We start from the raw sequence: 24,105 nt of genomic DNA, 5'->3' as shown, positions 1-24,105 counted from the left end.
ATGAAACGTTCATCCACCGGCACCGCGGACCAGCTGATCCGGGTCGACCGGCGCTACAACGGGCCGCCGGACAGCGCCAACGGCGGTTACGCGTGCGGGCTCATCGCCGCGCGGGCCAGCCGGATGCTGGGCGCCGACGGCACTCCGGTGGTCCACCTGCACGCACCGCCACCGCTGGACACCGGTCTGCGGGCGGTCCGGGCCGGCCGGCGGGTTCATGTCCGGCACGGCGAGCGGCTCATCGCGACCGTGTCGCACCAGGTGTCGGTGATGGAGCCGGTGGAGTTCGTTCCGCCGGCCCTGGCGGAGCGCGCGATGCTCCGTTACACCGGGCATCGCTCCCATCCCTTTCCCACCTGCTTTGTCTGCGGCCCCGGCCACCGGGACGGATGGCGACTGGCACCGGGCCCGGTACCCGGCTCGGAGGACCGGGTCGCCTGTCTCTGGACACCGGGCCCCCACGCGGGTACCGCGACCGGCTCCGGCTCCGAAACCGGCTCCGTCGCCGAGGAATGGGTGTGGGCCGCGCTGGACTGCCCGGGAGGCTGGGCCCTCGGCCCCTCGGCACCCGATCCACGGAACGGCCCGCCGACACCCGACCCGCTGAGCGGCCCGCTGAGCGGCCCGCTGGTACTCGGCCGGATGTCGGCCCGGATCTCGGCCCTGCCCCGCGTCGGCGAAACCCTGGTCCTCGTCGGACGCGGAACACCCGGCGCCGGACGGGTCCACACCTGCACCACCGCACTCTTCCGCCGCGACGGGACGGAACTGGGCCGCGCCGCCGCGACCTGGGTGCGTACAGCCCCACCAGCGTCACTTCAGGACAGAAATGCGGGAAACAGTTGAGCGAGAAGGTCCTCACCACCGATTTTCCGGGGTTCGTCGGCAGTGGACGGCCGCCGTTCGACGCCCGGAGCATCCATGAACTGATCGCCGGGCAGGCGGAGCGGTCACCGCACGCGACCGCCGTCAGCTGCGACGGCGAGAGCCTCACCTATGAGCAGCTCGTCCTCCGTGCCCACCGGCTCGCCGACCGGCTGCGGGCGGCCGGCCTGGCGCCGGAGGAGGTCGTGGGCGTACTGGTGCGGCGGTCACCGGAGCTGATCGTGGCCCTTCTCGCGGTCCTGGCCGCGGGTGGGGCGTATCTCGGACTCGACCCGGACGACCCGCCGGCCCGGCATGAGCTGCTGTGCGAGGACGCGGGCGTCGGCATGGTGATCGCCGAGGAGGCCCTGCGGGGCCGGGTGCCCGATGGGATCGTCACCGTACGGGAGGAAACGCCATCGGGACCGTCATCGGGACGGCCACCGGGAGAGCCGCCGGAAAGGCCGGGGTCGGAGCCGGTGGTTCCGGCCCACCCGGACCGGCTCGCCTACATCAGCTACACCTCGGGCTCCACCGGCGAGCCCAAGGGTGTGGGGGTGCCCCATCGGGCGATCGACCGTCTCGTCCGGGGCGCGGACTGGATGGAGATCCGCTCCGGGGATGTCTTCTTCCATCTCGCGCCGGTCGCCTTCGACGCGTCCACGCTGGAGATCTGGGCTCCGCTGGTCAACGGCTGCCGGCTGGTCGTCTTCCCCCCGGTCGCGATCACACCGGCAGAGGTGGCGCGCACCGTCCGCGCCGAGGGCGTGACCGTGCTGCTGCTGACGACCGGTCTCTTCCACCGGATGGTGGGCTCCCATCCGGAGGCGTTCGCCGGTGTGCGCCATGTGCTCACCGGTGGTGATGTGGCCTCGCCGACCCATGTCGAGCGACTGCTGACCGGCTACCCGGAGCTGGTCTTCACCAATGGCTACGGGCCGACCGAGAACACCACGTACACCACCTGCTGGACCAGTCGTGACCTCGGGGCGCTGCGCAGCGTACCGATCGGGCGGCCGGTCGGCGGGACCAGGGTCGCCGTGCTCGACAGCGACCTCCGGCCGGTGCCCGTCGGCGTCGCTGGGGAGCTGTACGCGGCCGGAGCCGGTCTGGCGCGGGGCTATCTGAACCGCCCCGCCGCGACCGCCGAACGGTTTCTGCCCGACCCGTTCGGGGCCGAGCCCGGGGCCAGGATGTACCGGACCGGCGACCTGGCGCGTTGGTTGCCCGACGGCACGCTGGAGTTCGTCGGACGGGTGGACGAGCAGGTGAAGGTGGAGGGGTACCGCGCCGAACCCCGGGCCGTCGAGGCCGAGCTGGAACGGCTCCCCGAGGTGCGGCATGCGGTCGTCCTGCCCCAGTCCGACCCGGTGGGCGGCACCCGGTTGCTGGGGTATGTCGTCCCCGCCGATCCGGAGCTGTCGCGGTCGGTCGGCCTCGGCGGGCGGCTCCGCCGCGAGCTGCGGAAGAGACTGCCCGGATATCTGATCCCCTGGGCCGTGCTCATCCGCCCCGAGCTGCCGCTGAACCGCAATGGCAAGGTCGATCGCCGGGCCCTGCCGGCCGTCGGCCGGGTGCCACGGAATGTCGCCAACGAGTTCGCCGCCCCTCTCACCCCGGTCCAGCTGCGGCTGGTGGAGCTGTGGGGCGACCTCCTCGGTGTCGAGCCGATCGGCATCGACGACGACTTCTTCGACCTCGGCGGACATTCGCTGCTGGCCAGCGAACTCCTGGTCACCGTCGAGCACGAGTTCGGCGTCGGCATTCCGGCACAGACCCTCTATCTGTCGCCCACGGTCGCGGAACTGGCCCTGGCGCTGGAGGCGCTGCTGAGGACGGCGGGTACGGGAGGTACGGGCCGTACGACGGGTACGGGGAGTACGGCGGCGGGCGGGGCGCGGGAGAGGCGGTCCCGATGACGGCGGTTCCCCCCACCGGGCGGTGCCCGGTCCTCGCGCCGCACCGACTCGATCTGATCGACCCCGATCTCCACCAGCGCGACGGGGCCCACCGGATCTGGCGCGACCTGCGCCACCGGGCCCCGGTGAGCCGGCAGTCGGCCGGCTCCCTCGGATACTGGTCGGTCGTCGGCTACGCCGAGGCCGGACAGGTGCTGCGCGACCATGACACCTTCACCTCCGAACGGGGCACTCTCCTCAACCTCCTCGGCAAGGAGGACCCCGCCGGCGGCCGGCAGATGGCGGTGACCGACCCGCCGGCCCACACCCATCTGCGCGGCCCCCTGCGCCAGGCGCTGTCCATCAAGGCGGTGGAGAACGACCGGGAGGAGATCCGCCGGGTCGTCGCCGGGCTGCTGGAACCGCTGGCCGACGGCGGCCCCTTCGACTTCGCGGTCGCGATGACCGCCCTGCCGACAGCGGTGATCGGCGCGATGATGGCGCTGCCGGAGGCGGACCGGCCTCGGCTGGCCCGGCTCGCCCATGCGTGCGTCGCCCCGGACGACCCCGTGTTCCGGCTCGGCGGCGGCGGACCGGGCGCCACCCTGGTGACCGCCCACCGTGAGCTGTTCGCCTACTTCCAGGACACCGTCACCGCGCGGCGGCGCTCGCCGGGAAACGATCTGATCAGCGTGCTGCTGACCATGGAGCTGGACGGACGCCGGCTGTCACCGGGCGAGATCGTGTCCAACTGCTACAGCCTGCTGCTCGGTGCGACGGTCACCACGGCCCAGCCGCCGAGCGCGGCCCTGGCGGAGCTGGCCGGTACCGAGGCCCTGGACGACTGGGCGGCCCACCCGGAGCTGCTCTCCAGCGGTGTGGAGGAATCGCTGCGGTGGTCCTCCCCCACCCAGCACTTCATGCGTCACACCACCCGCGATGTGGAACTCCGTGGTACGGCGATCCCGGCCGGGGAGGCGGTGGTCGTATGGCTGGGGTCGGCCAACCGGGACGGGACCGTCTTCACCGACCCGGACACCTTCGACATCCGGCGCAGACCCAACCGGCATCTCGCGTTCGGGGCGGGCGCCCACTACTGCGTCGGACACACCGTCGCCCGGGTGACCCTGCGGATCCTCTTCGCGGAGCTGCTCGGCCGGTTCACCGGCATCGAACCCGCCGGGACACCCCGGCGGATGCGCTCGAACGTCATCGCCGGCTTCACCCACCTCCCGATCACCGCGCGTGTCCGGAACCCCCTCCCCTGAAAGGTCATCAGTGCCCGCCCAGACCCTGCGTTCCAGCGGTAGGTGGTTCCTCCGCGAGCCGTCCCCGGTGGCGTCGGCGAGACTGTTCTGCCTGCCCTACTCGGGGTGCGGCGCGAGCATGTACCGCCACTGGCCGTCATCGGTCGACGGCGTCGAATTCTGCCCCGTACAGCCGCCCGGCCGGGAGAACCGGATGCGGGAACCGGCGTACTCCACCTACGAGTCGATGGCCGAGGGCCTCGCGGAGGCCCTGCGGCCCCATCTGGACCGCCCCTACGGCCTGTTCGGGCACTGCGGCTCCGCGCTGGCGGCGTACGAGACGGCCGTACGGCTGGTTCAGCAGGGCTGCCCGCCACCCACCCGGGTGTTCGTCTCGGCCGAGGTCGCGCCGCAGGACGGTCCCTACGGCCGGTTCCTCGATATGACCGACGACGAGCTGGCCGACGAGCTGCACCGGCTCGCGGCGGAGCCGGGCGGCACGCTGGAGCCGGGTCTGCTCGCGCTCTACCTGGGCGTACTCCGTAACGATGTGGAGATGAACAGGCGCTACCACAAGGCGGATCCGGTCCGGCTGCCGTCTCCCCTCACCGCCATCGGCTGGACCGGGGACACCGGGGTTCCGCCCGCGCTCATGAGCGGCTGGCCGGCCTGCGGCGAAGTGACCTTCGAGCTGCTGGACGGGGGGCACTACCGCTTCATCGAGGCACCGGAGGAGCTGATGGCGCTCCTGGTCGAGGGGGTCCGTCCGGACAGGGCCCGGAGCCGAGGCGGCCTCTGAGGCAGAGGGCTCAGAGGCTGGGGTTCAGCGGCTGGGGTTCAGCGGCCGGGGCGGTCTCAGAGGTCGAAGCGATAGCCCATGCCGGGGAAGGTGATGAAGTGCCGGGGGCGCGCGGGGTCTCCTTCGAGTTTGCGCCTCAGCCGGGCCATGCAGACCCGGAGACCGTTGGTCCGGGCGCTGAGGGAGACTCCCCCCACCTCCTGGAGCAGCTCCTTCTGACCGACGAGCCGTCCCCGGCGCCGGACCAGTACTTCCAGCAGATGCCACTCGGTCGGGGTGAGACGGACCTCGTTCCCCTGCCGTCTGACCCTCTTCGCCAGCAGGTCCACGGTGAAGTCCCCGGTCGCGATCAGACCGCTGTCGCCGGCGGGGGACGCCCGCTCCGCGCGGCGGGCCGCCGCCCGGATCCGGGCCACGAGTTCATCCATGCCGAACGGCTTGGTGAGATAGTCGTCCGCCCCCGCCTCCAGCGCCTCGACCTTCTCCTCGGTGGTCCGCCGGGCCGAAACAACGATGATCGGTACCCGGCTCCGGCCACGGAGACGCCTGATCACCTCGATGCCGTCGATATCGGGCAGCCCGAGGTCCAGCAGGACGATGTCCGGGGAGTCCTCGGCGGCGAGCCGGAGGGCCGTGGCTCCATCGGGCGCGGTGTCCACCTCGTACCGGCGCGCTCTCAGATTGATCTCAAGCGCCCGTACGAGCTGAGGTTCGTCCTCCACCACCAGCACCCTGGTCACCGGTGTACCGCCTTTCTCTCCGTGCGGGTCCAGGGAATCCCCTGCCCCGGCCGGTCCGCGCCTCCTTGACGTACCCCATACGAACGTCGGCGTGTCCTTGACGGCTCCCCTACACGGCGGTTCCGGCGGGCGCGGGGCGGAGCGGGCCCCCGGGGAGGACCCGGGGCGGACCCCGGGAAGGAGGCGGGCACGGCGGGCCGGCTCCGGGTACCGCTCCGGGCCGATCCCCGGCGCCCGTGCGGCGGATTGACGGCTCCCTGATGCCCGACGCCCCTCTCTTGACAGGGGTTTGACGCCGGGGCCGACGCACTGTCAGGAGGCCGTCAATTCCTGGGCGGGTCACCGCGCCGGCCCTCCCACCGGGCCTAGATTCCCCTTCGGCCGCTCCAGGGCGCGCACGTCAGTGGCATGACGGCAGCCGGCGCTCCCCTCCGGTCGGGGCCGGATCGGCTCCCCCACGCCCCCCGCGCCGGTCGCACCGGAAGCGGGTGGCCGTCGTCCATCAGAAGGTCTCCGCCATGTCTCCAGCCACTCACCAGAAGGCTCCGGCCGCTCCCCGGCCGCGCACACCCGGCGGGGGAGGTGGCGGTCGGCGGGCCGCCCGGCGCAGGGGGGCGAGTGGTCTCTTCGACCCTGTGCAGTTGCTGACGTCGTTCCCCGGCTCCCTGCACAAATTGCGTCCCCGGGCGCTGGCGAGGAACCCGGTGCTGTTCGTCGTCGCCGCCGGGTCGGTTCTCACCACCCTGTCCGCGCTGGTCCACCCCTCCGTCTTCGCCTGGGTGATCAGTGTCTGGCTCTGGCTGACCGTGATCTTCGCCAATCTCGCGGAGGCCGTCGCCGAAGGCCGGGGGAAGGCCCAGGCGGAGTCGCTGCGCCGGGCCCGTACGGACATGGTCGCGGTGCGGCTGCGGGACAACTGGCGGATCGGCACCCAGCTGTCCGCCGCGGCGACGGAGACCGTCGCCGCCACCGATCTCCAGCCCTTCGACTTCGTCGTCGTGGAGGCCGGTGCGCTGATCCCGGCGGACGGTGAGGTCGTGGACGGTGTCGCGGCGGTCGACGAATCGGCCGTCACGGGCGAATCCGCGCCCGTCATCCGGGAGTCGGGCGGCGACCGCTCCGGTGTCACCGGCGGAACCACCGTACTCTCCGACCGTATCGTCGTACGGGTCACCTCGCGCCCCGGTCGGTCCTTCATGGACCGGATGATCGCCCTGGTCGAGGGCGCCTCCCGGCGGAAGACCCCGAACGAGCTGGCGCTCAACATCCTGCTGGCCGCTCTGACCAGTGTCTTCGTCCTGGTGGTCCTCGCCCTTCAGCCCATGGCCGCCTATGCGGGTGCCGATCAGCCCATGACGGTTCTTGTCGCGCTGCTGGTCACCCTGATCCCGACGACCATCGGGGCGCTGCTCTCGGCGATCGGCATCGCGGGCATGGACCGGCTGGTGCAGCGCAATGTGCTCGCCATGTCGGGCCGGGCCGTCGAGGCGGCCGGCGACATCAGCACCCTGCTGCTCGACAAGACGGGCACCATCACCCTCGGCAACCGCGAGGCGGCCGGTTTCTTCCCGCTGCCAGGAGTCGACGAACTGTCCCTGGCCAGGGCGGCGCAGCTGTCCTCGCTGGCCGACGAGACCCCGGAGGGCCGGTCGATCGTCGCCCTCGCCCGGCGTGCGCACGGGCTGTCGGAGCCCGCCGAGGGGGAGCTGAGCCGGGCCAGGTTCGTGGGGTTCAGCGCGCGGACCCGGATGAGCGGGGTCGATCTGTGGTGGGGGGAGAACGCCGCACACCGGATCCGCAAGGGCGCGGCGACCGAGGTGATCGCCTGGGTGCGGATGCGGGGCGGTGCCGTCCCCGCCGAGGCACGGTGGTTCGCCGACTCCATCGCCTCGGCCGGCGGCACACCTCTGCTGGTCGCCGTGGACAACCGGGACGGCCCCCGGGTCCTCGGCGCCATCCATCTGAAGGATGTGGTGAAGGAGGGCATCCGGGAACGGTTCGGGGAGCTGCGCGCCATGGGCATCCGTACGGTCATGATCACGGGTGACAATCCGCTGACCGCGCGGGCCATCGCCGAGGAGGCGGGGGTCGACGACTTCCTCGCCGAGGCCACCCCCGAGGACAAACTGGCCCTCATCAAGCGGGAACAGGAGGGGGGCAGGCTGGTGGCGATGACCGGCGACGGGACCAATGACGCGCCGGCCCTCGCCCAGGCGGATGTCGGCGTGGCGATGAACACCGGTACCTCGGCCGCCAAGGAGGCCGGGAACATGGTCGACCTGGACTCCAACCCCACCAAGCTGATCGAGATCGTGGAGATCGGCAAACAGCTCCTGATCACCCGGGGCGCCCTCACCACCTTCTCGATCACGAACGATGTCGCCAAGTACTTCGCGATCATCCCCGCCATGTTCACCGGCGCCTACCCGGGCCTGGAAGCGCTCAACATCATGGGACTGCACAGTCCGACGTCGGCCATCACCTCGGCGATCATCTTCAACGCGCTGATCATCGTCGCGCTGATCCCGCTCGCCCTGCGGGGCGTGCGCTACACCCCCGCCTCCGCCCATGACCTGCTGCTCCGCAATCTGACCATCTACGGACTCGGCGGTCTTGTGCTGCCCTTCGTCGGCATCAAGCTGATCGACCTGGTCGTCTCCGCCCTTCCCGGCCTGGGCTGACCGCCGTCGACCGTGAGTTACAGGAGTTACAGGAGTTACAGGAGTTCTTGGAGAAGGTGTCGTACCCGGCGCTCGATCTCGTCGCGGATGGGGCGGACGGCTTCGAGGCCCTGCCCGGCGGGGTCTTCGAGGGTCCAGTCGAGGTAGCGCTTGCCGGGGAAGACGGGGCAGGTGTCACCGCAGCCCATGGTGATGCAGACATCCGACTCCCGCACGGCGTCGACGGTGAGGATCTTCGGGGTCGCGGCGGAGATGTCGATGCCGACCTCGGCCATGGCGGCGACGGCGGCCGGGTTGACGGCGGCGCCCGGGGCGGAGCCGGCGGAGCGGACCTCGACGCGGTCACCGGCGAGATGACCGAGCCAGGCGGCGGCCATCTGGGAGCGGCCGGCGTTGTGGACGCAGACAAAGAGGACGGACGGCTTGCGGCCGGGGGTCTCGGGCATGGGCGCCTTCTTGTCTCACGGTGGCCCGCGCCACCTGTCGCATCAGCACCTGCTGGTATCAGCCTGTGGTGATGTGACAGTATCAGCCCCCATGCTGACCTCAGTCGAAACCGATGTGTTGCGGATCCTCGGCGATCCGCTCCGCTGGCAGATCGTGAATCTGCTGGCGAAGGAGACGCTGTGCACGACGCACCTGGTCGAGGAGACCGGCGCCAAGCAGACCAATCTCTCCAACCATCTGAAGGTCCTGCGGGACGCGGGGCTGGTGGAGACGGAGCCGTGCGGGCGCTTCACCTACTACCGGCTCAGGCCCGAGGCACTGGCCGCACTGTCGGGGAGGTTCGCCCTGCTCGCCGAGTCCGCGCGCACCGCCGCCGAGAAGAAGCGGGCCTGCCCGTGACCGCCGCCGAAACCACCACCCAGGGCGGTGCGGACGCAGTGGACGGGGCGGACGGGGGCTCGATCGTCGCCAAGCTCTCCACCCTGGACCGGTATCTCGCGGTGTGGATCCTGCTCGCCATGGGCGCCGGCCTGGGTCTTGGCCGGCTGATCCCGGGGATGAACGACGCGCTGGCGAGGATCGAGGTCGGCGGCATCTCGCTGCCGATCGCACTCGGCCTGCTGGTGATGATGTACCCGGTCCTGGCCAAGGTCCGTTACGACCGGCTCGACGCGGTCACCGGCGACCGCAGGCTGATGGTCTCCTCCCTGGTGGTCAACTGGGTCGTCGGCCCGGCGGTGATGTTCGCGCTGGCGTGGATCTTCCTCCCCGACCTCCCCGAGTACCGCACCGGGCTGATCATCGTCGGTCTCGCCCGCTGTATCGCCATGGTCATCATCTGGAACGACCTCGCCTGCGGCGACCGCGAGGCCGCCGCCGTCCTGGTCGCCCTCAACTCCGTCTTCCAGGTGCTCGCGTTCGGACTGCTGGGCTGGTTCTACCTCGATCTGCTGCCCGGCTGGCTCGGCCTCGGCGACGGGGAGCGGCTCTCCATCTCCATGTGGGAGATCGCCCTCAATGTCGTCATCTTCCTCGGCGTGCCCCTCCTCGCCGGGTTCCTCACCCGCAGGGTCGGCGAGAGGAAGATGGGCCGGACGGCGTACGAGTCGCGGTTCCTGCCGAGGATCGGACCGTGGGCGCTGTACGGGCTGCTCTTCACCATCGTGATCCTCTTCGCGCTCCAGGGGAGGACGATCACCTCCCAGCCCTGGGACGTCGCCCGGATCGCGCTGCCGCTGCTGGTGTACTTCGCCATCATGTTCTTCGGCACCTTCGCCCTGGGCAAGGCGCTCGGGATGGCGTACGGCCGCACCACCACCCTCGCGTTCACGGCGGCGGGCAACAACTTCGAACTGGCCATCGCCGTCGCCATCGCCACCTTCGGCGTCACCTCCGGCCAGGCCCTCTCCGGCGTCGTCGGCCCCCTGATCGAGGTCCCCGTCCTCATCGGACTCGTCTACGTCGCCCTCGCCTGGCGCCGCCGCTTCACCGGCCCGGCACCGGACCGGTCTCCCACGGCGGCGCGGACGGAGGACTCGACGCGGTAAACGGCGGTCTGCCGCGACCCGTTGTTGGCTAGGGTGGCGGGCAGTCCTCACGAGGGCCCGGACCAGAGGGAACAGGAAGCCGCTGACTCATGACCACCCACCGGTCGGATGAAGGATTACGCCCCCGAACCGCCCCAGGACGTCCCACGCCCTCGGTGCTGCCCCCGTCACTGCGGGCGTCGCTGGGGCCGCTCGCCGCCCTCGCCACGCTGATGGTCGTCCTGCTCGGGGTCCTGTACGCCGGCCACGGCCGGCCCGGCGCCGTGGACACCTGGATCCAGCCGGCGGTGGACGGTGTACGGCCGCCGTGGCGGCGCGTCGCGCTGGCGATCGACTTCCTGGCGGAGCCCGCCGGAGCGGCGATCCTGGTCGTGGCCGCCGTGACAGGGTGTCTGCTGCGGCGGCGACCCCGCGCGGCGGTGCTCGTCGTCGTCGGCACCGGGCTGGCCGTGGGGGCGACCAAGCTGCTCAAGCCCCTGGTGGGACGCACCATCCACGGCGAGCACCTGTCCTACCCGAGCGGGCACACCGCCTTCCTCACCGCACTCGCCCTGATGGTGGCGCTGCTCACGGCCGGCCGGCTCGGCCTCGGCAGGACGGCCGGCACGGTCCTGGTACTCGCCGCGGCGCTGGTCGCCGGCGCGGCCATGGGATGGGCCCAGGTCGCCCTGGGCGCCCACTACCCGACCGATGTCCTCGGCGGCTGGGGCACCGCGCTGGCGGTGGTACCGGCAACCGCGTGGCTGGTCGACCGGACGGCCGACGCCGGCCGGCGGGAGCGCCGCTGACATCACCTCACGCCAGGCGGCGGAAGACGGGCTTGACCGGCCGCCCGCCCAGCCAGGGGGTGGGGTCGGCGGCGTCCAGCGCCTTCCGGTACACCGCACACGCCTCGGCCACCACCTCGACGGTGCGGTCGATGTCGGTGTCGTCCAGCGCGCTGCTCACCACGAACGACGGGGCGAGCACCCCGCCCGCGAGGAGCCGGCGCAGGAAGAGGGTGCGGTACGCCTGCGAGGGCCGCCGGTTCTCGTCGAGGGTGGCGAAGACCAGATTGCTGGCCCGGCCCCGGAGGACGACATGGTCGCCGACGCCCATCCCGGCGGCGGCCTCGCGGACACCGGCGGCCAGCCGCTCGCCGAGGGCGTGCAGCCGCGCGGTGATGCCCTCCTCGGCATAGGTGGTGAGTACGGCCGTCGCGGCGGCCAGTGCGTGGGTCTCCGCGCCGTGGGTGGTGGACAGCAGGAACACCCGCTCACGGGAGTCGCGCAGCCCGCCCCGCTCCATGAGGTCGCGGCGCCCGGCCAGCGCGGAGACGGCGAACCCGTTGCCCAGCGCCTTGCCGAAGGTGGAGAGGTCGGGGACGACCCCGTACAGCCCCTGAGCGCCCGCCTCGGACCAGCGGAGGCCGGTGATCATCTCATCGAAGATCAGTACGCAGCCGTGCCGGTCGGCCAGCTCGCGCAGGCCGGCGAGGTAGCCGGGCGGGGGTTCGGTGTGGGTGGCGGGTTCCAGGATCAGACAGGCGACCTCGTCCCGGTACCGGGTGAGCAGTTCCTCCGTGGCGGCCAGATCCCCGTAGGGGAAGGCCACGGTCAGCTCGTTGGTGGCCGCCGGTATCCCGGCGGTCATCGGTGTGGTGCCGATGAACCAGTCGTCGACGGAGAAGAACGGATGGTCGCCGCAGATGGCCACCCGCGGGCGCCCGGTGACGGCGCGGGCGAGCCGCACCGCGGCGGTGGTGGCGTCGGAGCCGTTCTTCGCGAACTTCACCATCTCGGCGGTCCGCACGGTGGCCAGGAAGCACTCCGCCGCCTCGACCTCCACGATGGACGGCCGGACGAAGTTGCCGCCCCGGTCGATCTCCCGGCGCACCGCCTCGTTCACCCGGGGGTGGGCGTGGCCGAGGCTGACCGACCGCAGGCCGGAGCCGTACTCGATATAGCGGTTGCCGTCGATGTCCCACACATGGGCGCCACGGCCGTGGCTGATGACCGGGGCCAGGTCCTCGGGGTACTGGTCGTCGCCCTTGGCGTAGGTGTGCGCGCCCCCCGGGATCAGGGCGTGCAGCCGCTCGTTCGCCTGGCGCGACCGGGGCAGGGAGAACTCTTCGGTGTCCATGCGGATCTCACTTCTCCTGGTGCTTCAGGACCTCGGCGTGCTTCAGGGCCTCGGCGAGGCTCGGCGCATCCCGGTCCCGCTGGGACATCGAGACGGCCGGCAGCGGCCACGGAATGGCCAGCTCCGGGTCGTCGAAGGCGATCGTCACGTCCTCGGCCGGGTCGTGCGGGCGGTCGATGCGGTACGAGACATCGGCGATGTCGGTCAGCGCCTGGAAGCCGTGCGCGCACCCCGCCGGGATGTAGAGGGTCCGCTGTGTCTCGCCGGACAGCTCGAAGGAGGCCCGGTTGCGATAGGTCGGCGAGTCCGGCCGCAGATCCACGAAGACGTCGAAGATCCTCCCGTACGAGCAGCGCACCAGCTTGGCCTCGCCCGCTCCGGAGCGCAGATGCAGGCCGCGCAGGACACCCCGCACCGAGCGGGAGACGCTGTCCTGGACGAAGAGGTCGGGGTCGAGGCCGACCGAGCGGATCACATCGGCGTCGAAGGTACGGCAGAAGAAGCCGCGTTCGTCGGCGTACGGCGTGGGTTCGAAGAGGTAAGCGCCGGTGATCGCCGGGATTCCGGTCACCTTCATGAGGTCTCCCGCAGGGCGTGGGTGGGGGCGGTCGCCGGGAACAGGGCTCGGGTCAGGGCGGTGAACTGGTGGTCGAGGCGCCGGGCGGCGGCGAGGTTCCGCTCGGCGAGGGTCCGCCGCAGCTCCGCCGAACTCCGCTCCAGCGCCCGGAACTGTTCGAGCAGCCGGTCGGCGTCGACCTCGCGCGCCGGGTGGCAGTACGCCTCCAGACCCATCTGGGCCATGAGCGCGTCGCTCTTCGCCGCGTAGCTGAGCGCGAGCGTCGGTGTGCCGGCCTTCAGCGCGCAGATCAGATTGTGGTAGCGGGTCGCCACCACGGTGTCGGCGACCGCCATCTCCCGTGTCAGATCGGCCAGTGAGGCCGTCTCGGCGGCGGTGACCAGCGGTGAGTCCACCGCGTCCAGGATCGCGGCGACCACCGGCACATCGACCCCGTCGCCGGTGACCAGCCGGACCGGTCGGCCCTCCTCGGCCAGCGTGCGGACGAAGCGGATCGTCCCGTCGAGGTAGCGCCGGTGGATCTCGTCGGCGCGGGCCCGGTCGTCGTCGCCGCCGTGGAAGGCCATGACGCCGACGCAGACCGTGCCCGGCGCACCCGGTTCCGGGCCGGCCTGCGGCGCCGGCAGGGAGAACGCGAGATCCGGGTAGACCTCGTCGTGCGTGGTGTCCACGCCCATCGCCCGCAGCGCGTCGCGGGACAGGGTGTCCCGGTACGACCGGTAGGTGGCCAGCCGCGCCGACCGGCGCACCAGGGCCCGGGTGGGCCGGCTGCTGATCGCGGCGGCGCCGACGCTGACCAGCGCGACCCGGGTGCCGAAGAGCCGGCCGGTCGCACAGAGCAGGAAGAGCGAGTACGGGAAGCCCCACGGCCGCAGCGGCAGGGTGGCCTCCAGGACGCCCATGCCCGGCACGATCACCACATCGTGCCTGCGCACCCAGGCGGCGGTACGGAAGACATCGACGAGTTTACCCAGGCCCTTCCCCACGACCGCACGCGCGCGTGACGCGGTCCGGTACTCGCCCCGGTACCAGTGCAGCCGCGTCGCGGGGATCCCGTACCGGGCCGTGACGACCTCGGGTCCGCCGCAGAGCGCGTCCACGGGCGCCTCCGGGTGCTCGGCGCGGAGATATCCGAGGACGGCTTCGAGCGAACCGTCGTTGCCGAGATTGCCGGAGCCGAGCAGGCCGAACACCCCGACACGTACCGGAGTCCCGTACGCGGGGCTCATGCCTGCCTGCCTTCCCGGCCGGCGACGAGGGCGTCGACGGAGACGGTGATCCGGTCCGGGTCGACCGGGGCGCGGTCCTCGACCCGCTCGCCGGCGCCCGGCCGGACCCGGCTGGTCATCCAGGCGGCCAGATGGCGGTAGCAGGCGCGCCGGTCGGCCGGGGAGAGCGGCGCCCGCCGGATCGCCGAGACAAAGCCCCAGAGGTACTCGGCGAGCAGCCGGGGCGTGGGGTGCAGCGGGCCCGCCCGGCGGGGGTCCAGATTGACGCACCGGGAGCGCTTGCCCGGGTTCGCCCGCTCGGCGCGGGTGGGGTGGTCGCGGCGGAAGTACATCAGCTCCGGCACCTGGTGGAAGGGCCCGTGCAGGGTGATCTCGGCGACGAAGGTGCGGTCCGCGTGGTGGTAGCTGTCATGCGGCTTCACCCGGCGCAGCACATCGGCCCGCATCACCCCGTAGAAGTCGTCGCCGCCGGGCTCGAAGAGCATGCTGCGGAAGCGCTCCGGCGCATGCGGCGAGGCGGTGGCGAGCCCGTAGTCGTACGGCACCTTCACCCGCCCGTCGCCGTCGATGACCGCCTGGTCGGCATGGGCGAGGATGACCTCCGGCCGCTCGTCCAGCGCCTCCACACAGCGGCGCAGCAGGTCCCGGGCGTACAGGTCGTCGTGGGAGGCCCACTTGAACAGCTCGCCGTGGCACTCGGTGAAGACGAAGTTGTGGTTCGGCGCGGCGCCGATGTTCCGGGGCAGCCGCAGATACCGGATGCGCGGGTCCCGGGCGGCGTACCGGCGGCAGATCTCCTGGGTCCCGTCGGTCGAGGCATTGTCGGAGATGACCAGTTCGAAGTCCTCGTAGGTCTGGCCGAGCAGGGCTTCGAGCGCCTCGGCGAGGTACTCCTCACCGTTGTAGACGGGCAGGCCGATACTCAGCCGGGGTTGGGCGGTCATGGTGTCCTCACTTCACGGATGTGGTTCTGGTGGTGCTCGCGCAGGGCGGCCCGCAGCTGGAGCCACCACACGGCCGAGCCGCTGATGGTCGCGGCGGCCACGCCCCAGGCGGAGCCGACCGTGCCGGCGGCGGCCGCTCCGCCGAGCCCGCCGCCGACATAGCAGGCGGAGGCGAAGAGCTGGCAGCGCAGGCTGCGCCGGGCGGCGGCGAGCGCGCGCAGCCCGGCCGCCGCGCCGGTGCCGAGGCTGGCGCCCGCGACGCCGAGTACGGCCGGGACGATCAGCTCCGATGCGGAGTGCCAGACGCCGCCGAGCACGAACGCGCCGGCCCGGTCGGGCACCAGCAGCAGTGCCGCGCCCCAGAGGAGTGCGGCGGCGGCCTGCCCGCCGCCGAGCAGCAGGCAGAATCTGCCCAGCCGGTGGGGGGCGTGCCGCAGGACCCGTGCCGCTTCCGGGACGGTGACCAGCGACAGCCCCATGAGTACGGCGAGGAACGGGCCGAGCAGCAGTTCGGCGCCCCGGATCACGCCCACCGCACTGACCCCGACGATCAGGCCGAGGCCGTACGCCCGCAGCTGGGCCGCGCCGCTGACGCCGACGTTCTCGACCAGATACCGGTAGCCGAGGTCGCGCTGCTCGCGCAGCCAGGCGCGGGCTCCGGTGAGCTGGGGCCGGATGCCGGACTGGAGGCAGCCGTACAGGGCGGCCACCGAGGCGGCCGTGCCCCAGGCGAGGACGAAGGCGGCCACGCTGCCCACCCGGTCCGCCACCACCATGGCCGGGATGAGCGCGAGGCCCCCCAGGAGGTCGTTGGCGAAGGCCTTCCGCCCGGTGCCGGCGGCGAAGAACGAGTACCGCCAGGCGTCCTGGAGCAGCAGTCCCGGCAGGATGACACCGAGCGCGGTGAAGGCGGCCCCCACGCTGCCGCCGATGGCCGGCCCGGCCATCAGGCACAGCGCGCCGAAGGCGACACCGACGCCGAGCGCGGTACCGGAGGACCGGGCCGCCGCCGCGCGCCAGGACGCGGTCGGCACACCGCTGAAGCGGACCACGAGCGGGTCGGTGGCCAGCCCTCGGGAGACCCCGAGCACCACGCCGTAGGTCACCCAGGCCAGGCTGAACACGCCGAACGCGGCCAGTCCCAGCGAGCGTGCCACATAGATGCCCACCGCGAAGTTGGTCATGCTGCAGACGGCCTGGTCGGCCAGGCCCCAGGACAGCCGGCCGGCTATGGCGCGCCGGGCGGTCGGCCGGGCCGCCGGGGTCGTCGCCTTCTCCTTCTCGGTGGTCATCGGTGTCACGCCTTGATCAGCCCGGCGCCGTGCAGGGCGTCGGCCGCGGCGGCGACGGTGTCGAACGGCAGCCCGGACCGCTCGGCGACATCCAGCAGGCTGTGTTCGCCGTCGGAGAGGCTGAGCACCCAGAGCATGGCCAGCTGGGCCTGCTTGGCGTCGCTGCGGCCGCCGAGGGAGTCGTACAGTCCGCGCCGGCCGAGCTGTGGTTCGCCGTAGGGGCTGAGGTTGAGGTACCGCCGGTTGCGGTCGAGTACGGCGAAGGCCTCGCGGCAGACGTCGAGGGTGTCCGCCATCGCCTCCGGGGAGACGAAGTCCGGGTTGTCGGCCGAGGTGTGGTACTCGGGGTAGCCGGCGTACGGGGTCCGGCTGAGCGAGCCCACGCCGAGATCGAACCCGGGTGAGCAGAACTGCCGCTCGTCGTAGCCGTACGGGGTGAACTCGTTGATGTGGTGCGGGCGGTCGGTGGCGAGCAGGGTGTGCCGCATCACCCGGTCGATCTCGGCGTCGCCGCGCCTGCTCTGTTTGTAGGTCAGCCGGCCCGGGTCACCGGCGCAGGCCAGCACCAGCCCGTGCTTGACGCGGTCCACCCGCTCCGCGTTGCGGGCCAGCCAGGTGATCGCGCCGATGGTGCCGGGCGCGAACAGGAACCGGTAGGTGTACCAGGGTGTTCTCTCCGCCAGCGCCCGGGCCAGGAAGGTCGCCACCGCGACACCGGCCAGGTTGTCGTTGGCCAGTGACGGGTGGCAGACATGGCAGGAGACGATCACCTCGTCGGGGACCTGCCCGGGGATCACATGCTCGGCGTAGGTGAGATGGCCGTCGGCGAGGGTGGAGTCGACGCGTACCTCGTACTCGCCGTCCGGCAGTGCGTCCAGGGTCTCCTGGGCCAGGCAGAACCCCCACTCCGGCCGGTAGTAGCTGGTGCGGTAGGGCACCCAGGTGGGGTGGTCCGGCAGGGTGTGCAGATGTTCGCGCAGCTCCGCCAGGGGCATGGTCGCCGACACCGGCACGCTGTAGCCGAGCACATGCAGACTGGAGGCGGCGAAGTCGACGACCCGCTCGCCGGTGGGGGCGGCGATGTACGCGTCCCGGATGTTCCACTCCTGTGGCACCGTCCAGTCGAGGACCTGGGTCCCGGTCGGGACCTCGTGCACCCGCAGGGGGAGGTACTCGCCGACGATCTCCAGGGTGGCGCGCACACCGTCGCCGGTGATGCTCCGGCAGAGCGGGTACAGCCGCTCCACCAGCTGGTGCATCTCCTCGCCGACCGTGGTCATCGGCGCCACCGCAGGGTGTCGTCGACGGCGCCGGTCTCGGACGCGGTGCGCAGCACGGCCAGCCGGGTGAAGCGCCGCTCGAAGTCCTCCTGGGTGAGCCCGTGCTCCCGGTAGGCGTCGGCGAGTTCGAGCGCGCCCCGCTTCACCGTCCATGCGCAGGCGAAGCCGGGGATCGCGGCGTGGAAGCGGGAGAAGTCCACCCGGTACGAGCGCGGGTCGGCCCCGTTCTCCCCGGTGATCACCACCTTCGCGCCGGTCACCGCCTCGGCGACCTGCTCGGCTATCTCGGCGACGGTGACGTTGTTGATCTCGCTGCCGATGTTGAACGCGCGGTCGTGCACGGCTTCCCGCGGCGCGGTCAGCGCGGCGGCGAAGGCCTGGGCGATGTCGGCGGCGTGCACCAGCGGGCGCCAGGGGGTGCCGTCGGAGAGGACCAGGACCTCTCCGGTCAGGAGTGCGTGGCCCACCAGGTTGTTCAGCACGATGTCGGCGCGCAGCCGGGGTGAGTAGCCGAAGGCGGTGGCATTGCGCAGGTACACCGGGGTGAAGTCGCCGTCGGCGAGCGCGTGCAGGTCGTCCTCGACCCGTACCTTGGACTCCGCGTACGGGGTCACCGGGCGCAGCGGGGCGTCCTCGGTCACCAGGTCGCCACCGCCGGCGGCGCCGTAGACCGAGCAGGTGGACGCGTACAGGAAGCGCCGTACCCCGGCGTCGCGGGCCAGCCGGGCCAGTCGTACGGAGGCGTGGTGGTTGATGTCGTAGGTGAGGTCCGGTGCCAGCGCTCCCAGCGGGTCGTTGGAGAGCGCGGCCAGGTGGATCACGGCGTCCACCCCGGCCACCTGTTCGGCGGTGATGTCGCGCAGGTCCACCCGGTGTCCCGGCGGGTCCGCGGGCTTGGGGCCCAGGACGCAGTCGGCGAAGAGGCCGGCGTCCAGGCCGACGACCTCATGGCCGGCGGCGGCGAGCACCGGGGCCATCACGGTGCCCAGATAGCCCTGATGTCCGGTCAGCAGTACGCGCACAGTTCATTTCCCCAGATCGAGAGTGAGTTTGGTGACGGCGAACGCCTCGGCGTAGCGCTCATGGCATTCGATGCCACGGATCCGGGCCAGGCCGAGGAAGGCCTCCCGGTCGTACCAGGGCCGGTGCCGTTGTGAGGGGTAGTGCTCCTGGAGCAGCAGCACCTTCCGTTCGGCCGTCTCCGGCGACAGCGGCTGGTACGCCGTGGGCCGGCCGAGATCGCCGTCCCATTTGACGATCTCGTAGCCGAGGACGAGGTGGTCGCGGAAGGCGGTGGACATCAGCTTCGCCAGGCCCCGGTGGTCCTGGTGGGCGTCCTCGGTACGGGGGGCGAGGACCAGTTCGGGCTCGGTGCGGGCGCGCAGTTCCTCGACGGCGGCCTTGGCCTCGTCCCAGTGGGCCGGCAGCCGGCCGTCCGGCAGTTTGAGCACGGTCAGCCGCAGGTCGGCGCCGGGGCAGAAGGCGGCGAGCGCGGCCCGCTCCTCCTGCTCCCGTTCGCCGCCACCGCCGGAGAGGACCAGGGCGTCGACCCGGATGCCCGGCCGGGCGAGGCAGATCGTCAGCAGGGTGCCGCCGGCGCCGATGGCGATGTCGTCGCAGTGCGCGCCCACCGCGACGATCCTGTCCGGGCGCCCGGTTCCGAGACGGATCACGCGGTCGCTCCGGCCCGGTTCCCGCCGCCGGGTACCGCCCCCGCGCCGTCCCTCTCCCAGACGGCCCACGGGCGGTCGCCCCGGACGTAGGCGGCGTCGAGCGCGGCCCGCTCCTTCACGGTGTCGGTCGGCTTCCAGAAGCCGCGGTGCTGGTACGCCGCCATCCGGCCGCTCTTGGCCAGCCCGGCGCAGCCGTCGGCGACCAGGTCCCCGTTCTCCGGGATGTGGTCGAAGACCTCCTGGCGGAGCACGAAGTAGCCGCCGTTCTCCCACAGCGGCAGGTCGCTCACCGCGGTGATGCCGCCGACCAGGCCGTCCTCGCCCAGATCCACACAGTGGAACGAGGACTGCGGCGGTACCACCATCATCGACGCCCCGGCGTCGCGCCGGGTGAACTGGTCGATCATCTCCGGCAGCGGGGCGTCGGTGAGGACATCGGCGTAGTTGGCGAGGAACATCTCGTCGCCGTCCAGATGGTGCCGTACCCGGCGGAGCCGCTCCCCGATCGGTGACTCGATGCCGGTCTGCACAAAGGTGATCGTCCAGTCGGCGATATCGGTGGACAGCAGCTCGGTCCGCCCGTCGCGCAGCACGAAGTCGTTGGAGGTCGTCTCCTCATAGGTGAGGAAGAAGTTCTTGATGTGGTGGGCGCCGTAGCCGAGGCACAGGATGAATTCGGTGTGCCCGAAGTGCGCGTAGTAGCGCATGACATGCCAGATCAGAGGTCGTTCGCCGACCATCGCCATGGGCTTGGGCAGGTCGTCGGCGGATCCGCTGCGCATCCGCAGCCCGTACCCGCCGCAGAACAGGACGACCTTCATACGGTGACCTCTCTCATGCTGTGAACCTTCATGCCGTGAGCCTTCATGGGGTGATCTCTCATGCGGTGATCTCGACAATGCTCAGTTCCGGGATGGGGAAGACCAGCCGGCCGCCCCAGGCGTGGACGAAGGACAGCTGCTCGACCAGCTCGTCGCGGAGGTTCCAGGGGAGGACGAGGACATAGTCCGGCCGGTCGGTGCCGATCTGCTCGGGCGACAGGATCGGGATGCGGGTGCCCGGGGTGAATCTGCCGTGCTTGTAGGGGTTGCGGTCGACCGTGTACGGGAGCAGGTCGGGCCGGATGCCGCAGTGGTTGAGCAGGGTGTTGCCCTTGCCCGGGGCGCCGTAGCCGACGACCGTCTCACCGCGCTCGGCCGCCTCGATGAGGAACCGCAGGAGGTCCCGGCGTACCTTGGCCACCCGGGCGGAGAACTCGGTGTACCCGGACAGCTCCTGGAGCCCGGCGGACTTCTCCCGGTCCAGTACGTCGGCCACCCTCCGGGAGGGCTCGCCCGCCACCTCGGCCGGCCGGGCCCACAGCCGGATGGAGCCGCCGTGGGTGGGCAGCAGCTCGACGTCCACGAGGGTGAGTCCCCCGCTCGCCAGCGCCCGGATCGCGGACGCGACCGTGTAGTACTGGAAGTGCTCGTGGTAGATCGTGTCGTACTGGTTCTGCTCGATCAGGGTCAGCAGATGCTGTACCTCGATGGAGACCCAGCCGTCGTCGGCGACCAGCGCCCGCAGCCCCTGGGTGAACCCGACCACATCGGGGATGTGCGCGTACACATTGTTGGCCACGACCAGGTCCGCCGGGCCGTGCTCGGCGCGGACGGCGGCGCCGGTGGCCGGGTCCAGGAACGCGGTGAGCGTGGGCACACCCGCCTCCCGCGCCGCGGCCCCGACATTCACCGACGGCTCGATGCCGAGGCAGCGGATCCCCCGGTCCACCAGATGCCTCAGCAGATATCCGTCGTTGCTCGCGACCTCGACCACCGAGGAGTCGGGGCCGAGTTCCAGCCGCTGTACGGCGTCGGCGACGAAGGTGCGGGCGTGCTCCACCCAGGAGGTCGAGTACGAGGAGAAGTACGCGTACTGGGTGAAGGTCTCCTCCGGGGTGATCAGCGGAGGGATCTGCGCGAGCCAGCAGTCGGTGCACACCCGCAGATGCAGCGGGTACGCGGGCTCCGGCTGGTCCAGTTGGTCCGCGGCGAGGAAACTCTCGCACGGCGGGGTCGCTCCCAGATCGACCACGCTGACCAGCGCCGCCGAGCCGCAGAGTCGGCATTCTGTCATTGACTGCCCCATCCCTGCCCGCGCGGGTTCCCCCGCCGCGAGCCAGTGCTTCCGTCCTTCACCGGCGGCGGGCTGTCCCCGCCGCCGGACCGACCCGCCATCGCGGTGCGGTATCCATCCACCAGGCGCTCCAGGCCGACGGCCGGGCTGAAGCCCGACTCGTACCGGCGCCGGGCCGCCTGGCCCATCTCCTGGTTGCGGGCCGGCTCGCCCGCGATCCGGCGCAGACAGGACGCGAGCGAGGCGGGCTCGCCCGGCTGGTGCAGCAGCCCGGTCACCCCGTCCTCGACCAGTTCGACGAAGGCGCCGTGACCGGCGGCGACGGTCGGGACGCCCGCCGCCATCGCCTCCACGACCACCAGGCCGAACGCCTCCAGCCAGGTCGAGGGAGCCACCACGGCGACCGCTCGCGCGATGGCCCGCCGGCACTCCTCCGGGTCGTACAGGCCGACATACCGCACGTCCTCCCGGCCCGCCGCCCAGGCGGTCACCTCCGGCTCCAGCGGCCCCGCGCCGGCGATCACCAGCGGCACGCCCACACCACCGCCCGCCGTGATCTCGTCCCAGGCGGCCATGAGCAGCCGCACCCCCTTGGCCTCCGCGAGCCGGCCGAGGTAGAGGACGTACTCGCCGGGTCCCGTCCGGCGGTCCTGGGGGTCGGGGACGAAGTTGTGCTTGACCGCCAGCCGCTCGGGCGGCATACCGCCCCGTACCAGGACATCACGCTGCGCCGCCGAGATGCAGAAGAACCGCTCCACACCGGACCACCAGCGCCGCCGGTTGACCGACAGGCTGACCGCGAGCGGCACCGTCGCCAGCCGGGAGTTCCGGTAGCAGCCGTGCCGGACGGCGGGCAGCGGCCCCGAGCCGACGCACTCGGTGCACGGCCGGCCGTCCCGCTGGAGGGTGCCGGGTGGGCAGATCTGGTTGTAGTTGTGCAGCGTGGCGACGGCGGGCACACCCGCGTCGGCACAGGCGGCCAGCACCGCGGGCGACAGCAGCGGGAAGACATTGTGGATATGGACCACATCCGGCCGCTCGCCGCGGAGCCGGCCGGCCAGCTCCGAGCGGACCGCCGGGTTCCATGGCACGAGCAGCGGCACCGCGACCTTGCCCGGCAGGGACCGGGTGGCGATGTCGTCGCTGCGCCGCTCGAACAGCTCGACCCGGTGGCCGGCCGCGCGCAGCAGCCCCACCTCCTGGTCGACAACATTGTTCTCGCCGCTCGGCTGTGCCGAGGAGTAGCGGTTGTGCACCACGAGGATGTGCATGGTCAGGTCATCTCCGTTCCCCGGGCCCAGCGCGGGAGACGTCGTCGCGGAAGGCCGGGCGGCGCGGGCGGCGCGGCCGTGGCAGGTGCCGCCAGCAGTGAGGCGGCCACGGCCAGATGCAGCAGATACGGCGAGGCGTCGCCCAGCCCGGCCTCGGTGTACGAGGCGATGGCGCAGTAGCTGATCAGGAAGATCGCGCAGGCCCGCGAGAGCGACGGTGGCCGCAGCAGGGCGACGCCGCCCAGCACGATGATGATCGCCGCCACGATGACGGCGCCGGTCAGACCCTGCTCGTGGTAGACGGCCAGCCAGCTGTTGTCGATCGGCAGCCCGCCGTACGACTTGTCGCCCAGGCCCGCGCCGAACAGATGCTCCGAGGTCGTCCGGCGGGCCGCCAGCAGGGCGTCCCAGACCTTGGCCCGGCCGGTGAAGTTGGAGAAGTTCTCCTGGCTCTGGCCGCGCAGGAACCAGGTCTGCACGGCGGAGCTGAACGCCACCGCGGCCACCGTGGCGCACACCACCGTCCAGGCGAAGAACCGGCGGGCGGCGGAGCTGGTCAGAATCAGCGAGCCGATCGCCAGCACCAGCCCGCCGAGCAGGCCGATCGTGGCCGTCCGGGTATGGGTCAGCGCGAGCAGGACGAAGGACGGCACGATGATCACCGCCGCGCCGGCCCCGGTGGTCCGCCGGCCCAGGGCGAGCAGCACGGTGAGCCCGATGATCACCGCGGCGTACTGGCCGATCTGCGGCGGGGTGAGCGGCCAGAGCGCGCCGACCAGCCGCCCTCCGTAGAGATCGGGCAGGGCCGCGCCCGGCGAGACGACCGCGCCGGCGGCGACCGACCCGAGGACCGCGAAGTACATCCGGATGTGGTGCCGGACAAAGGTCGGTCTACCGTCCCACCAGCGGCTGAGGAGCCACAGGGTGCCGACGAAGAGGGAGAGCCGGAAGCAGCGGAAGAGCGCGCCGAACCCGGACTCCAGCCGCAGGCTGGAGATCACGCTCGGCACCAGCAGCAGGGTGAGCAGGAGCACATAGGAGCTGGGCCGGATGCGCAGCCGGGGGTTGAGCGCCAGTGCCAGCGCGAACGCGGCGACCAGGGCGCCCATGGTGACCATCTGGATGAGGGAGCGGGGCAGCGGGATGATGGTCTCCGCCCCGGCGGAGCCGAGGGTGTTGAGGATCAGCAGGCCCCAGACGACCCCGACCGCCTTGGGCACGGTGACGGGCTGCGGTCCCGCTGTGTTCGGTCCCGCCGTATCCGATCCGGCCGTATCCGATCCGGCCGTATCCGATCCAGCTGTGTGCGGTCCGGCTGTGTGCGGTCCGGCCGTGTCCGGTCCCTCCGGCGGGCCGTCCCGCCGCGGCTCGCCGCCCATC

The 24,105-nt window shown here is 71.8% G+C and carries 22 protein-coding genes; 8 read left to right on the top strand and 14 right to left on the bottom strand.

What is annotated here, in order from left to right; genetic code table 11:
- From ABT354_RS02390 to ABT354_RS02375, 4 genes are all read left to right on the top strand, one after another.
- On the top strand, nucleotides 1–846 hold the full coding sequence (locus ABT354_RS02390) for a hypothetical protein (protein WP_351487837.1): 846 nt from the start codon (nucleotides 1–3) through the stop codon (nucleotides 844–846).
- Nucleotides 843–2,783: a non-ribosomal peptide synthetase gene (locus tag ABT354_RS02385; RefSeq protein WP_351487834.1), complete on the top strand. Its 1,941-nt coding sequence runs from the start codon at nucleotides 843–845 to the stop codon at nucleotides 2,781–2,783. The genes ABT354_RS02390 and ABT354_RS02385 overlap by 4 nt, the downstream gene beginning before the upstream one ends.
- Nucleotides 2,780–4,030 (top strand): cytochrome P450, encoded by a 1,251-nt coding sequence (locus ABT354_RS02380; protein ID WP_351487831.1) that lies wholly within the window; start codon nucleotides 2,780–2,782, stop codon nucleotides 4,028–4,030. Before ABT354_RS02385 ends, ABT354_RS02380 begins: the two co-directional genes overlap by 4 nt.
- A 67-nt stretch (nucleotides 4,031–4,097) precedes the next feature.
- Nucleotides 4,098–4,808, top strand: a complete 711-nt coding sequence (locus ABT354_RS02375) for a thioesterase II family protein (protein ID WP_351487829.1) — start codon at nucleotides 4,098–4,100, stop codon at nucleotides 4,806–4,808.
- A 56-nt stretch (nucleotides 4,809–4,864) separates the two neighbouring features.
- On the opposite strand, the gene ABT354_RS02370 is transcribed toward ABT354_RS02375, so the two are convergent.
- On the bottom strand, nucleotides 4,865–5,548 hold the full coding sequence (locus ABT354_RS02370; protein WP_351487826.1) for a response regulator: 684 nt from the start codon (nucleotides 5,546–5,548) through the stop codon (nucleotides 4,865–4,867).
- 518 nt (nucleotides 5,549–6,066) lie between these two features.
- On the opposite strand from ABT354_RS02370, the gene kdpB reads away from it, so the two are divergent.
- The gene (kdpB, locus tag ABT354_RS02365) at nucleotides 6,067–8,229 is read left to right on the top strand and encodes a potassium-transporting ATPase subunit KdpB (RefSeq protein ID WP_351487824.1); all 2,163 of its coding nucleotides are present in this window, start codon (nucleotides 6,067–6,069) and stop codon (nucleotides 8,227–8,229) included.
- Nucleotides 8,230–8,264: 35 nt separating this feature from the next.
- Here kdpB and ABT354_RS02360 read toward each other — a convergent pair whose 3' ends face one another.
- Nucleotides 8,265–8,675, bottom strand: a complete 411-nt coding sequence (locus tag ABT354_RS02360) for an arsenate reductase ArsC (RefSeq protein WP_351487821.1) — start codon at nucleotides 8,673–8,675, stop codon at nucleotides 8,265–8,267.
- Between the two features lie 91 nt (nucleotides 8,676–8,766).
- Here ABT354_RS02360 and ABT354_RS02355 point away from each other — a divergent pair, with 91 nt between their 5' ends.
- The 3 genes from ABT354_RS02355 to ABT354_RS02345 all read left to right on the top strand — a co-directional run bounded on the left by ABT354_RS02355 (nucleotide 8,767) and on the right by ABT354_RS02345 (nucleotide 11,011).
- A complete protein-coding gene (locus ABT354_RS02355) occupies nucleotides 8,767–9,075 on the top strand; it encodes an ArsR/SmtB family transcription factor (protein ID WP_351487818.1) in 309 nt (102 codons plus the stop codon).
- Nucleotides 9,072–10,223, top strand: a complete 1,152-nt coding sequence (arsB, locus tag ABT354_RS02350; RefSeq protein ID WP_502983299.1) for an ACR3 family arsenite efflux transporter — start codon at nucleotides 9,072–9,074, stop codon at nucleotides 10,221–10,223. Before ABT354_RS02355 ends, arsB begins: the two co-directional genes overlap by 4 nt.
- 89 nt (nucleotides 10,224–10,312) lie before the next feature.
- Nucleotides 10,313–11,011 carry a phosphatase PAP2 family protein gene (locus tag ABT354_RS02345; protein ID WP_351487815.1) on the top strand — a complete coding sequence of 233 codons (699 nt, stop codon included), beginning with the start codon at nucleotides 10,313–10,315 and terminating at the stop codon, nucleotides 11,009–11,011.
- 7 nt (nucleotides 11,012–11,018) lie between these two features.
- Here ABT354_RS02345 and ABT354_RS02340 read toward each other — a convergent pair whose 3' ends face one another.
- From ABT354_RS02340 to ABT354_RS02285, 12 genes are read right to left on the bottom strand one after another with little or no spacing between them, the layout of a single operon-like run.
- Nucleotides 11,019–12,344, bottom strand: a complete 1,326-nt coding sequence (locus ABT354_RS02340; protein ID WP_351487813.1) for a glutamate-1-semialdehyde 2,1-aminomutase — start codon at nucleotides 12,342–12,344, stop codon at nucleotides 11,019–11,021.
- Between the two features lie 7 nt (nucleotides 12,345–12,351).
- Nucleotides 12,352–12,921, bottom strand: coding sequence for a dTDP-4-dehydrorhamnose 3,5-epimerase (rfbC, locus tag ABT354_RS02335; RefSeq protein ID WP_351487810.1), 570 nt, complete (start codon nucleotides 12,919–12,921; stop codon nucleotides 12,352–12,354).
- Nucleotides 12,918–14,150 carry a polysaccharide pyruvyl transferase family protein gene (locus tag ABT354_RS02330; protein ID WP_351487807.1) on the bottom strand — a complete coding sequence of 411 codons (1,233 nt, stop codon included), beginning with the start codon at nucleotides 14,148–14,150 and terminating at the stop codon, nucleotides 12,918–12,920. The genes rfbC and ABT354_RS02330 overlap by 4 nt, the downstream gene beginning before the upstream one ends.
- Nucleotides 14,147–15,094 (bottom strand): glycosyltransferase family 2 protein, encoded by a 948-nt coding sequence (locus ABT354_RS02325; RefSeq protein ID WP_351487805.1) that lies wholly within the window; start codon nucleotides 15,092–15,094, stop codon nucleotides 14,147–14,149. The genes ABT354_RS02330 and ABT354_RS02325 overlap by 4 nt, the downstream gene beginning before the upstream one ends.
- A complete protein-coding gene (locus tag ABT354_RS02320; RefSeq protein ID WP_351487802.1) occupies nucleotides 15,091–16,386 on the bottom strand; it encodes an MATE family efflux transporter in 1,296 nt (431 codons plus the stop codon). Before ABT354_RS02320 ends, ABT354_RS02325 begins: the two co-directional genes overlap by 4 nt.
- Before the next feature lie 5 nt (nucleotides 16,387–16,391).
- Nucleotides 16,392–17,666 carry a DUF4910 domain-containing protein gene (locus tag ABT354_RS02315; RefSeq protein WP_351487799.1) on the bottom strand — a complete coding sequence of 425 codons (1,275 nt, stop codon included), beginning with the start codon at nucleotides 17,664–17,666 and terminating at the stop codon, nucleotides 16,392–16,394.
- Nucleotides 17,663–18,688: an NAD-dependent epimerase/dehydratase family protein gene (locus ABT354_RS02310; RefSeq protein WP_351487796.1), complete on the bottom strand. Its 1,026-nt coding sequence runs from the start codon at nucleotides 18,686–18,688 to the stop codon at nucleotides 17,663–17,665. The genes ABT354_RS02315 and ABT354_RS02310 overlap by 4 nt, the downstream gene beginning before the upstream one ends.
- Before the next feature lie 3 nt (nucleotides 18,689–18,691).
- Nucleotides 18,692–19,339, bottom strand: coding sequence for a PIG-L deacetylase family protein (locus ABT354_RS02305; protein WP_351487793.1), 648 nt, complete (start codon nucleotides 19,337–19,339; stop codon nucleotides 18,692–18,694).
- Entirely contained in the window at nucleotides 19,336–20,160 is an 825-nt protein-coding gene (locus ABT354_RS02300; protein WP_351487790.1) for a glycosyltransferase family protein, read from the bottom strand. Before ABT354_RS02300 ends, ABT354_RS02305 begins: the two co-directional genes overlap by 4 nt.
- A 58-nt stretch (nucleotides 20,161–20,218) precedes the next feature.
- Nucleotides 20,219–21,454: a class I SAM-dependent methyltransferase gene (locus tag ABT354_RS02295; RefSeq protein WP_351487787.1), complete on the bottom strand. Its 1,236-nt coding sequence runs from the start codon at nucleotides 21,452–21,454 to the stop codon at nucleotides 20,219–20,221.
- Entirely contained in the window at nucleotides 21,451–22,725 is a 1,275-nt protein-coding gene (locus ABT354_RS02290; RefSeq protein ID WP_351487785.1) for a glycosyltransferase, read from the bottom strand. Before ABT354_RS02290 ends, ABT354_RS02295 begins: the two co-directional genes overlap by 4 nt.
- Before the next feature lie 2 nt (nucleotides 22,726–22,727).
- The gene (locus tag ABT354_RS02285; protein ID WP_351487782.1) at nucleotides 22,728–24,104 is read right to left on the bottom strand and encodes an O-antigen ligase domain-containing protein; all 1,377 of its coding nucleotides are present in this window, start codon (nucleotides 24,102–24,104) and stop codon (nucleotides 22,728–22,730) included.
- Nucleotide 24,105 lies beyond the last annotated feature (1 nt).

Origin of the sequence: Streptomyces sp. NPDC000594 (genome assembly GCF_040299965.1) — a bacterium.
Lineage (GTDB): Bacteria > Actinomycetota > Actinomycetes > Streptomycetales > Streptomycetaceae > Streptomyces.
The sequence above is the reverse complement of the archived record's forward strand: the minus strand, read 5'-3'. Positions and strand labels throughout refer to the sequence as shown.